Raw genomic sequence first — 11,601 nt, forward strand, 5'->3', positions numbered from 1 at the left:
GACGGGATAAGTGCTGAAAGCATCTAAGCATGAAGCCCCCCTCAAGATGAGATTTCCCATAGCGTCAAGCTAGTAAGATCCCTGAAAGATGATCAGGTTGATAGGTTCGAGGTGGAAGCGTGGTGACACGTGGAGCTGACGAATACTAATCGATCGAGGGCTTAACCAATATACACTTTATCTTATGTTATCTAGTTTTGAAGGAATATTAAATTTCCTTATATAACAAGAGTCTGGTAATGATGGCGAAGAGGTCACACCCGTTCCCATACCGAACACGGAAGTTAAGCTCTTCAGCGCCGATGGTAGTTGGGACTTTGTCCCTGTGAGAGTAGGACGTCGCTAGGCAAAAGCCCTTTTAATAAGGGCTTTTTATTATATACAGAGCGTATCAAGGATTCAAATCCGATTGATTGCCTCTCTAATAGCATCATATCATGCCGGTGTGGCGGAATTGGCAGACGCGCACGACTCAAAATCGTGTTCCTCTGGAGTGCCGGTTCGACCCCGGCCACCGGTATCATTTATTTACGAAAGAAAAACGAGAATGTTCGTCATATCAACGTTTTTGGCGTTCCTGCTTAGGTAGGGACGCTTTTTTGTTGCCCTAAAAGCCGTCTACGAATATGTTCAAATCTGACGTACCTGTTATTACGCAGTGGAGGTCGAGGGAATCGATGAGCAGGAGAAAAAACGTATTAGATCAGCGAGAAATACGGATTATGGAGACGAAGGTGAAGAATTACGTAGAGTCGTTTGCATCTGCGTTGGATTTATTTCTGAAGGACTGTGAGATACGAAATTTACGTCCACACACAATACGTTATTATCAGAACGAAATCCATGCGTGTTTGAACCAACTAAGAGAACAGGGAATTAACGTTGAAACGTTGTCGCCAGTTCTCAGAATGTAACATTTTATGTATTTTTTACTTTCAATCCTATGAAAACATTTCCTTAATATATAAAAACATGCGTCTTTACTAGCCATGTGTACAAGCCATATCTACTCTCTCTGAATAGTGTATAGCGAATCTATTTTAAGGAGATGTAAAGATGGCACCATGTTTAGTATTAGACGTATATATTGCACCAGGATCAGATATGACACAACAAATGTTCCAAAATCACATGGATTGGATTGATTTTGTCTATGGGGTTCCTGGTACTTTCTGGGGGGGACAATCACCAAATTCATGTAGGTTTGATATAAGATGGCGTTTTAGAGATCCAAATGACTCACAAAAACCAGTAATGGCGAATATTGCCGGCCCTGTGGTTAATAGGGGCGGAATTCAATGTGGTCCTACATTTGATCAATATAATGATAATTTAAAATTTTGGTTGAGCCAAAGGCCAACAGGTCCAGGACCTTGGGGTGTAACAGATAAAACGGATATTGCTGTTTATTATATACAAGGGCCGTTTGCAGGAGGTGCAGATGGATGTGCGCCGTTTTATACCCCTAGTGGACAAGCTATTGTTATATCAAATGCTGATCCTGGATTTACCCGTGGCGGAATGACCCTTGCCCATGAACTAGGACATGTTTTATTATCTTATGCTATACAACCACCAGATAATCAACATTCTGATGATCCGAATAACCTTATGTTTCGTACTACGGTAAATACTGCCTTTCATTTAACGCCTGAACAGTGCAATATTATGAGAAACAGTCCAGTTTTTAAGGATTGTCAATAAAAAAATTAATAGGGTGAATACCAAGCGGACGTAGTTCAAGGAAACCATTATGACCACCACTATCCACATCCACCTTATGATGAAAGCAGCAGTTAACATTTGAATAACCACGGAAAGATCGTTTCTTACGTTTAGGGCGGTCTTTCTTTTTGGACAAGGGGGTACCGTATCACACAAACAAAGGGGTACGTATCATACCGCCACTTGCCTAACGATAGACGAACATGGACGAGGAATCTCGAAACTTAGACGAGAAGGAAAGGGGGATACGCTATATCACCAATTGGTCAATAGTAAGGTAACAAAAAAACGACTGCAATCGAGCAATCGCCTATTAGATTCAATCACACGCACTAATATGCAGTGGGAGGTGAACGTGCATTTCGGCGCACTATCCCTTATAGTGACCTACCAGAATCGCTTCTAAGGCGGTTTATCGTTTTTGCTTCCCCCCACCGTGCACTAAGGTTTTTCAGTACCCTATAAAGTCACATAAAAGAGCTCTTATTAAATAAGGTATCTTTTGGTTGTTAAAATTATAGTTTCTCCTGTTGCGCCGTCGCAGAATTTATAATATAGTAACTGATCACTAACACTAGAATGGCGCAAGTGTACAAAAGTGTGTTAAGCGGATTATCATGATATACAATAATTAGACGTACCATTGCAGTAATGCCAATATAAAGAAAGTAGCGTAGCGGGAAGTGATAATTCTCCCGAAAATATTTTACGATCATTGCAATGAATTCAAAGTACAAAAAGAAAACCAAGATGTTTTCAAGAAGTTTGTAGTGAGACTCAATCCCTTGGCTAAAAATAGAAAAACGAATGAAATATATGATTTCCTTACCAAGTAAAATGCATAAAGTAATGGCCAGCAAAACCAATGCTGTATTTAAGATAAACTGAAAAATGACAGAAACCCTAAGATTTGACCTTATGTTTTTATTTTGTTGTATCACAATACTCCTCCCAGATAGCATAATTTTTTCATTGGTTCAATATTAGCATCTAAAACAGCTAATTACCATAATCTTTGGATTGATTTTACTCAATGTTGCCATTTCTTAATGCGTCGTAGTTTTACCTAAATTCAGTACAACGACTCCTACAATAATACAGGCTATACCTATAACAGCTTGAATACTTACCGTCTCTTTCCAAATGAAGATGCTAATTACCGCAGTTAATGCTGTTCCTACCCCTGACCAAATAGCATACGCTATATTTAAGGGGATATATTGCATAGCTATGGAGAGAGAATAAAATGCCGCACTAAAACCTACTATAAAAGCTGTACTTGGCCAAAACTTTGTAAACACTTCTGATGCCTTTAGCATAGAAGTACCAAAGATTTCACTTACAATTGCTAGTGTTAAAAACAAATAACCCTTCATCCAAAATCCTCCTCACTCAGCTACAAAAGCCACGAATTCAACCTTTTGGAAAACAATATTTGCTTTACGAATTATATGATAAGATCTTATCGTGTTGTTAATAAGATAAGCGCATCAAACATACAAATCCCTTCAGCATTTTTTCTTACAAGCTATTTTAAAAATAAGAAGACTATCTCAAAAGTATTGTACTTTTCAAGATAGTCCTTATTTATTTTCTATCGAACTTCACATTACAACATCTATTATTTTTTACCGTTTGTTCTGTTTGCAATTTCGATAGCACGATCTGTTGCTTTAGCTGCATCATCTAATGCTTGTTTGCTATCTGCTCCGCCATACATTGCTTCTAATGATTTAACAACCGCATCACGTGATTCAGGGAATACGCTAATTAACGCTCCTTGTGTCGCTGTTGACGGTTTTGTAGATTGAAGCTGATTAACTGTTACTTTTAATTGTGGATATTTCTGATATTGTTCAGTTACTATTGGTTCATTATATGCAGCTGGTGTAATAGCGAAATAACCTGTTTGTGTATGCCATTTTGCTTGTACATCTGGCTTAGTTAAATATTTCATGAAATCCCATGCGCCTTGTTGTGTTTCTTTACCAATCATATTTGTCATCCATAATGATGCACCACCGATTACAACACCTTTTGGATCTACGCCATCTGGATGAGGGATATATGCAACACCTACATCAAATTTAGATGTATCAATAATATGACGAACACCTGCAGAAGAATCTAAATACATTGCCACTTGCCCAGATTGAAATGCTGCACGCATACCATCCCAATCGTTACCGTACTTTCCAAGCTCTCCACTTTTATTTAAGTCATTAAGCATTGTGAAGACTTTTTGTCCTTCTTTGCCATTAAATAATGCTTTTTCAGCTGAACCTTTACGGCCATTCTCGTGGTCTACATACAAGCCGCCTTGCGTTGCCAATAATTCTTCAAAGAACCAGCCATAGTTTAACATAGAGAAACCGTATTGCTTTGTTGTATTGCCGTCTTTTATTGTTAATTTCTTCGCAGCCTCTTCTAATTCTGAATACGTGCTAGGTGCTTTTTCAGGATCTAAGCCTGCTTTTTTAAATGCATCCTTATTATAGATTAATACAGGTGTAGATGAGTTAAAGGGCATAGAATACATTTTACCATTTACTGAATAATAATTTGTAATAGCTTTTTCTAATTTAGATGTATCATACTTGTCTTGGTCAATCCACTCTTGTACTGGTGTGATTTTTTTGCTGTCAATCATATACTTTGTTGTAATTTCACTTGATTGCACTAAGGCCGGCACCTCTTTAGATGCAGCTGTACTGCGGAATTTTGTCAATAATTCCTCATATGTTCCTTCAAATTCAGGTTTAATTTCATACTTATCTTGTGATTGGTTGTATTCTGCTGCAAGTGTTTCCAATTTCTTTTGTAAATCTCCGTTCATTGCATGCCAGAAACGTACAACAATTTTATTGCCGTCTTTTTCAACAGGTGCTGTTTCAACCTTTGCTTGTGAAGACTCTTTAGTTGATGTTTGAGAGCTTGAACATGCTGCTACTGACATTGCCATTGCTGCTGCTGTAAGTAATACAGCTCCTTTTTTTACTAATTTCATGTTTTTATCCACCTTTTCTTATTGTTTAATTTTTAGTAATTCATTACTTGATTGCGCCTTTTGTCAATCCTTGCTGTAATTGCTTTTGACCTAAAAATAATAAGATTAATGTTGGAAGAATCACAATTGTAATGCCAGCCATAACACCTCCCCAATCGTTTGCTACTTCTTGTGTTTGTAATTGCTTAATACCAATTTGCACTGTACGGGCTGTTGCATCATTCGTTACGAGGAGCGGCCACAAATACATATTCCAAGTTGTTAAAAAGCCGTACACTCCTAACGTGATAAAGCTCGTTTTGCAATATGGAACTACTACTTTAAAAAGGAATCCAAAATGACCAACACCTTCAATTAATGAAGCTTCTCGAAGCTCATGCGGAATTGTAAGGAAATGTTGTCTTAATAAGAAAATTCCAAAGGCCATTGCAAAAAATGGTACTGTTAATCCCATCAAAGTATTTGTCCAGCCAAACTGCTGAACCAATAAGAAGTTAGGAATCATTGTTGCTTCCCATGGAATAAGCATCGTTGAGATAAATAAGAAGAATATTGCGTTTCTTCCTTTAAATCGTAAAAACACAAACGCATATGCTGCTAAGCTAGATACGATAAGTTGTCCAATCATAACAGAGGTTGAAACGACAAAGCTATTTCTTAAATATAAAAGCAAGGGCACTTTATCGAAAATATGAACAAAGTTATTAAAAGTGAAATTCGTCGGAAAAAGATGACGCATTTGGATATCATCAGGTGTCATAAATCCGATTGAAACTGCATATAACACTGGAAAGAATACAAGTATTGCACTAAGCAAAAGCAATACGTATAACAATACTTTCCGTCTCCACGTATAGATCATTGATAATGCACCTTTCTTTCCGCGAATTTAAACTGAAGTACAGTTGCAATAAAGATAAAAATAAACAACACGATGGCTTGAGCGCTTGCCGTACCAAACTGGTAATTGACAAATGCTTCTTTATAAATCGAATAAACAATCAAATTCGTTGCATCGTTTGGACCGCCCTTTGTTAAAATATCAATTTGTCCAAAGCTTTGAACGGCATTGATAAGCGTAACAGTTGCTATGAAGAATAAAGTCGGTGATAACATAGGCAACGTCACTTTGCGAAGCTTATAAAAGTAAGACGCACCATCAATTGATGCACTTTCATAAAGTGTTGTATCAATATTTTGCAAACCGCCTAGAATTACTAAAAACGAAAAACCAATATTCATCCAAATAGTTGGAATGGATACCGAAATTAATGCCCATTTTTGACTTGTTAACCATTCAATTGCTGGCAGATGAAGTATGCCTAGTACATTATTAAACACGCCAACACTTGGGTGAAACAAGAATAACCAAATAACAGCGCTTGCAGCGACAGAAATTCCCATTGTCGAAGAAAAGAGTACACGGAAGATTCCAATTCCTCGTAACTTCTCATTTGCCAGCAATGCTAGAAATAAAGAAACACATATGCTAGCTGGAACAGTATATAAAGTAAATAAACACGTCGATTTTATACTTTGATAAAAAGAAGGATCTGTTAATAAATATTGATAGTTTTCTAGACCTACAAAAACACTTGCCTCACCTTGTGCGTTTGTTAGATGAAAGCTATAGAAAAGTGTTTTAAGCAACGGATAAAACAAAAATAACGAAAATAGAATAAGCGATGGAGCTAGAAATATAAAAGCGATACGTGCGTCTGTTGTTCGCTTCCATACGTTCATTTTTCGTCCACTTTGCTGCGTTGTTAAAGGTTTTGTCACATCTATCATGTCGTAATCACCTCTTGCTCATTGTGTAACGAAAATGTTTCTGCTGTAGATCGTTCAAAGAAGTGCAGCTTATCTACTTGAAATTGTACATGGACAATTTCATCTCGTTTACACTTCAATTGTCCAGCTACTTTAGCACTCCACATGTTATTATCTACCACAAAGTTAACGATGGACTCGTTTCCTAATACTTCAACAGATTGCACAATAACAGGCTGACCTTGCTCGCCTACGCTAATATGTTCAGGTCGAATACCGATACGTACATCTGTATGCTGCAATTGGCTAACTAACGAACCTGTCAGCGGAATACGCAAAGATCCTACATTAGCAGTGTTTTGCGTCGTATCAATTTGACAATCGGCAACGTTCATAGATGGAGACCCAATAAAAGTGGCAACAAACTCATTTTCTGGCTTGTTATATATATCAAGCGGTGATCCTACTTGTTGGATTTCGCCCTTGTTTAATACCATAATGCGATCTCCCATTGTCATCGCTTCAATTTGATCATGTGTTACATAAATCATCGTAATACCAAGACGCTGTTGAATATCTCGAATTTCCATACGCATTTGCGCTCTTAGTTTTGCATCAAGATTGGATAGCGGTTCATCCATAAGACAGATAGGCGCTTGACTGACAATCGCACGGGCAAGTGCTACACGCTGGCGCTGTCCTCCTGATAGTTCTCTCGGTTTCGCCTTTAAATATGAAGTTAATCCAACTAGTTTAGCAGCTTCAGTTAAGCGCTTTTGACGTTCTTCTTTCGCTATTTTTCGGACCTTTAAGCCAAACAAAATATTTTCTTCGACCGTAAGATGCGGATATAAGGCATAGTTTTGAAACACCATTGATAAATGGCGATCTTTTGGCTGCAAATCATTTGAGACAACACCATTAATTGAAAGCTCGCCTGATGAGATATTTTCTAATCCAGCAATCATTCGAAGCAATGTACTTTTTCCGCATCCTGAAGGGCCTACTAAAACAAAGAATTCCCCTTTTTGAATATGAACAGAAACATCTTGTACCGCCTTTTGATTTGAGTTTTCATATGTTTTACATACGTTTTGTAAAGTAATCATGTTATAAACTCCTCTTATTTGATCGGTTAATCCCAAATATTTGAACTGCTCGCTGATACAGCATTTGCTCCAGCAGCAAGTGCTGCATTTGCGTCTTCCTTCGTATGAATAAGCCCGCCTGCAATAATTGGAAACGGCAGCTCTGCAACTAATTTTGATATGATAGTGGGCATAATGCCTGGCATTACTTCAACAGCATTTGGCTTTGTTAACCGGCAGTTTTCAATTGACTTTGTCAATGATAATGTATCTAAAACAAAAATACGTTGAATTGTTTTTAATCCTACTTTATTAGCATTTCGTATCGTTGAGCCTTTTGTAGAAATAATACCGTCCGGACAAATCACTTCGTGAATGTATTCCATTGCCTCTTTCGTATTCGGATTTAATCCATGAATGAAATCGCAGTGTAAAAATACTTCGTGGTCATGTTTTTTAAGTTCATATACTTGCTCTGGTAATTGAATCATAGAACCTGTCATCAAAAACACAACTTTAGGCAGCTTATAATACGTTTTATATTTATCCCAATCTTGAATCGTTGCGATATACGGCTCTGTAAACATAGATTAACGCCAACTTTCTACTAGTTCTTTAATGCTTGTTATGTTGTATGTCGGTGTCCAAGACTTGTCACTCAATTGGCCATCCGTAGTATGTGATAGAAGAATAGAGTCAATGCCGAGGGAATTTCCAATCGCAATATCACTAAGCGTGCTATCCCCTATAATTACCACTTCGTTACGCGGGACATGTATCTTTTCCGCTAACACTTCTTGCATCCAAATAGAAGGCTTACCAATAATAATCGGTTCTTTTCTTAAATCACCAGAAGCCTCAAACAGCTTTAAAAATGATCCTGTATCTAATAATCTATAATCTGTTGAAGGACACGCAGTATCTGGATTTAATACAAGTAATGTCGCTCCTTTTTGAATACATTGATACGCTTCTTGGAGAATCGCATAATTTAAATTGAACGCCATTCCCAGTACGACAAAACATTTGCCATATTGCTCATAAGAGCGTTCAATAACAGGCAGTTTCCAATTCCTCAATTTACGCTTAATCATTGTTGAGCCCGCTACATAGATACTAAATGGCTCATCAACTTTGCTAAAAAATCGTTTTAAAGCATCGAGAGGTGTAATCAGTTCCTCTTGTTTAATTGGCAAGCCAAGCTTTGTTAAAAACTCAACATGTTCCTCATGAGAACGAACTGGATGGTTTGTTACATAAAAAAACTGCTTTCCTTCTTGATGCAAATGATGAATCAATGTTTTAGCCATCGGCAATAAATTTCTACCTTGAACAAGTGTGCCATCAATATCGAGAAAGTAGAGCGAGTAATTATTTCGCATAACATGTTTCTCCTTTACTAGACTGTAAAAAATCTATCGCAATCAAACGAAAAATCAGTCTATTCTTTTTTAAAGACCTACAAAAAACAAAGAACACCTACTTGCATATATAGGCCATTATTCATACACAATACAACAACACCTCTTTTAAGGTCTCTTATTGATTGTGAATGGCACTATTCTATGCAAGTGGGTGTTCTCAGATTGTCTCTACCCGTACATTCTCACGTATATGGTTGTTTTTTGTCGTATTTTGTTTCCTTTTGTTATCTTTACTATAACTCCCAATTATTAAGATGACTTTAATAATATATGAAGTTAAAGTTAAGATTCTGCTTTTAAAGTAAAGGCATTATTATTTGAGGACAATCTGTTACAATTGCTGAAATGCCCCAATCACGAAGCTGCTGTGCAACTTTTGGATCATTCACTGTATAAGGTCGAATCGCAATATCATTAGCGTTTAACTCAGCCGCTAGCTCCTTTGTTAATATAGAAAAATCAGGATGATAACCAGATGCTCCTAATCCTTTAATATATTCAACAACATTCTCGATTGGTTTTTCTGTTAGAACAGCCGTTTGTACGTCTTTGGCAATGGAATGGAAATACTTTAGCGACTCATGATTAAAAGAAGAAACGACTACTTGATCTTGAATGTTAAATGAACGGATCATGTCATATACTTTCTCCTCTAGTTGTGGGTACATTATAATCTCATTTTTCAATTCAATGTTAAGTATGATCGGTTCACCTTGAATGAGCTGACACACTTCCTCTAATGTAGGGATTGGACAATGGCCAAGCTCTTCTCTATATTTATATGATGCATTAAATGTGCACAGCTCTTCATACGTATAATCTTTCACCCACCCGGTTCCATTCGTTGTACGCTCTAGCGTTTCATCATGAATAACAACTGGAACATCATCTTTTGTTAATTGAACATCTAGCTCAATACCATTACATTTCATACGAACTGCTTCTTGAAAAGCAATCATTGTGTTTTCAGGATATAAGCTTGGTACGCCTCTATGTGCATAAATTTTCATTAGTAATCTTTCCTTCCGTATTAGCTTATATTACATTTTATTTTCGATTCTTAATGAATCCCTTTCTAAAAATAAAACGCTTTTAAAAATCAGCATTTTCATTTATATATGAGTGAATGATAATTTCGACATTTCCATGTGCTATGTGCAACGAAAAAGGAGTATGGTATGCTTCTTCTCTCTGGTTTACCCTTGCATGAACCGCTGTAAAGATTTGACCGCTTCTGCACGCTGCCGGATGATCTCTCCCCACTACAAAAAGACGTTTTTTTATTCACTTGTATATAAACATAGCTTTTGAACATATGTTATATTAGCAGATAATTGTAAAGGCAATGTTAAAATAAAGTCATTATCACATATATAAAGTTAGACATTAAAGGTGCAAAAATCATACGCATCGAATCAGATGCATAGAAGGACCGGGAGAAATTCTGGTTCTTTATTTTTTCTATGAAAAGGTCGTCGCCTTCTTTTTTACAAATTACCGTAGCCAGTTTATGTACGTGTTCAATATGATACGAGTCTTGTCCGCTGGCATCGTTTTCTAATATGTTTGTTACAAAAATGAGGATTTGCTGAATTTCCTTCTCACATCTTTTCTCGTTCGCCCATAACATGTGTATATGTCATAAGAAAAGGAGGACATTTATGTTCACTCAACCTCAAATGCCAAATGACCCTTACGCTTATCAACAGCATCCGCAGTACCAGCAGACGTATCCGCAATATCAGCAACCATACCAGCAGCAATATTCTCGATATCCGCAGCCATACGTGCCGCAAGAACCGACAGCGCAGCAAATCCAACAAACGGTCGGTACTCAATATCTACAATTAAAGGGTCCTGTTTTACAAGTTGTTCGTCCTTGGGTGCAGTACGGCCTGAAGGAAGTACAGCATACTTCCGTACAGCACGCTATGACGGAATTGGCTGCCATCATGTACTTAATTGGAAAAGGATATGATCCGAAGCTGGCTCATTACATCGTAGAGTCTTGGGAAAAGCAGGAACATTTTTAAACTTGTTCATTTCATTCTCTTCATGAAAAAGCGGCAAAAAAGGACGAAATACTCGTCCTTTTTACACTTCCTTCCGTTTCGATTACAGGATTTCAAATGGAAAAAGAGGAAGAAAAAGGGTAAACTTATTTTAAAAATATCTCCTTTTTGCTGAGGTGTGAAACGAATATTAAGCAAGCTGGACGAGGAGCTATGATATGACGCATATATCACAGCTCTCTATCCGGAGAAAAGGCAATGTAATATGACCACGACAGACGGTAAAATCCTAAAGCGTTATGGATTGAAACCTGTAACGTTAATCTGGAGGTTTCAAAACATATATTGGTTCTAAAAAATAAAATGAGAGGGGAGGACTGGTTGGTTTGAGATGGTTTTATATGTTTTTATACATTTCAAATTAACCAGGCATTTTCATGATTGCAGTAAGTTCGTGTTTGGCAGGGATTCGGTGCCGCTATAATGGCACGCATAGTCTCGTAGAAAAAATTGAAGAATTGGTAAAACAAAATAAAGCTGTATTGATATGCCCAGAAGTTCTTGGAGGATTCCCG

General features: G+C 37.3%; 12 protein-coding genes, 1 tRNA gene, 2 rRNA genes and 1 pseudogene. 7 read left to right on the plus strand and 9 right to left on the minus strand.

Going from position 1 to position 11,601, the window contains the following annotated elements; translation table 11 throughout:
- The 5 genes from H540_RS0119475 to H540_RS0119495 all read left to right on the plus strand — a co-directional run.
- A 23S ribosomal RNA gene (locus H540_RS0119475) occupies positions 1 to 169 on the plus strand; the annotation flags it as partial.
- A 63-nt stretch (positions 170 to 232) separates the two neighbouring features.
- Positions 233 to 348: ribosomal RNA gene (gene rrf, locus H540_RS0119480) — 5S ribosomal RNA — on the plus strand.
- A 91-nt stretch (positions 349 to 439) separates the two neighbouring features.
- Positions 440 to 520: transfer RNA gene (locus H540_RS0119485), tRNA-Leu, on the plus strand.
- A 157-nt stretch (positions 521 to 677) separates the two neighbouring features.
- Positions 678 to 914, plus strand: coding sequence for a hypothetical protein (locus H540_RS30325; RefSeq protein ID WP_034671489.1), 237 nt, complete (start codon positions 678 to 680; stop codon positions 912 to 914).
- A gap of 142 nt (positions 915 to 1,056) precedes the next feature.
- On the plus strand, positions 1,057 to 1,704 hold the full coding sequence (locus H540_RS0119495) for an ImmA/IrrE family metallo-endopeptidase (RefSeq protein WP_028402047.1): 648 nt from the start codon (positions 1,057 to 1,059) through the stop codon (positions 1,702 to 1,704).
- A 536-nt stretch (positions 1,705 to 2,240) separates the two neighbouring features.
- On the opposite strand, the gene psiE is transcribed toward H540_RS0119495, so the two are convergent.
- The 9 genes from psiE to H540_RS0119540 all read right to left on the minus strand — a co-directional run bounded on the left by psiE (position 2,241) and on the right by H540_RS0119540 (position 10,024).
- On the minus strand, positions 2,241 to 2,666 hold the full coding sequence (gene psiE / locus H540_RS0119500; protein WP_051317204.1) for a phosphate-starvation-inducible protein PsiE: 426 nt from the start codon (positions 2,664 to 2,666) through the stop codon (positions 2,241 to 2,243).
- A 105-nt stretch (positions 2,667 to 2,771) separates the two neighbouring features.
- Entirely contained in the window at positions 2,772 to 3,101 is a 330-nt protein-coding gene (locus tag H540_RS0119505) for a DMT family transporter (RefSeq protein ID WP_028402049.1), read from the minus strand.
- 245 nt (positions 3,102 to 3,346) lie between these two features.
- Positions 3,347 to 4,732: an ABC transporter substrate-binding protein gene (locus tag H540_RS0119510; RefSeq protein ID WP_028402050.1), complete on the minus strand. Its 1,386-nt coding sequence runs from the start codon at positions 4,730 to 4,732 to the stop codon at positions 3,347 to 3,349.
- 43 nt (positions 4,733 to 4,775) lie between these two features.
- A complete protein-coding gene (locus tag H540_RS0119515; protein WP_034671490.1) occupies positions 4,776 to 5,594 on the minus strand; it encodes a carbohydrate ABC transporter permease in 819 nt (272 codons plus the stop codon).
- Entirely contained in the window at positions 5,591 to 6,523 is a 933-nt protein-coding gene (locus tag H540_RS0119520) for a carbohydrate ABC transporter permease (protein ID WP_028402052.1), read from the minus strand. Before H540_RS0119520 ends, H540_RS0119515 begins: the two co-directional genes overlap by 4 nt.
- Complete coding sequence (locus H540_RS0119525) at positions 6,520 to 7,611, minus strand: ABC transporter ATP-binding protein (RefSeq protein WP_028402053.1); 1,092 nt, start codon at positions 7,609 to 7,611, stop codon at positions 6,520 to 6,522. Before H540_RS0119525 ends, H540_RS0119520 begins: the two co-directional genes overlap by 4 nt.
- A 26-nt stretch (positions 7,612 to 7,637) precedes the next feature.
- Complete coding sequence (locus H540_RS0119530; RefSeq protein WP_028402054.1) at positions 7,638 to 8,177, minus strand: glycerol-3-phosphate responsive antiterminator; 540 nt, start codon at positions 8,175 to 8,177, stop codon at positions 7,638 to 7,640.
- 3 nt (positions 8,178 to 8,180) lie between these two features.
- Complete coding sequence (locus H540_RS0119535) at positions 8,181 to 8,972, minus strand: HAD-IIA family hydrolase (RefSeq protein ID WP_028402055.1); 792 nt, start codon at positions 8,970 to 8,972, stop codon at positions 8,181 to 8,183.
- Between the two features lie 338 nt (positions 8,973 to 9,310).
- Positions 9,311 to 10,024, minus strand: a complete 714-nt coding sequence (locus H540_RS0119540) for a glycerophosphodiester phosphodiesterase (RefSeq protein WP_028402056.1) — start codon at positions 10,022 to 10,024, stop codon at positions 9,311 to 9,313.
- Between the two features lie 666 nt (positions 10,025 to 10,690).
- On the opposite strand from H540_RS0119540, the pseudogene H540_RS0119550 reads away from it, so the two are divergent.
- Positions 10,691 to 11,047 (plus strand): annotated as a pseudogene (locus H540_RS0119550) (hypothetical protein); the annotation flags it as partial.
- Positions 11,048 to 11,463: 416 nt separating this feature from the next.
- Positions 11,464 to 11,601, plus strand: a 138-nt coding sequence (locus H540_RS32370; protein ID WP_155891082.1) for a 2-thiouracil desulfurase family protein, incomplete at its 3' end; no start/stop codon positions are given.

Origin of the sequence: Ectobacillus panaciterrae DSM 19096 (assembly GCF_000430785.1) — a bacterium.
GTDB classification, from domain to species: domain Bacteria; phylum Bacillota; class Bacilli; order Bacillales; family Bacillaceae_G; genus Ectobacillus; species Ectobacillus panaciterrae.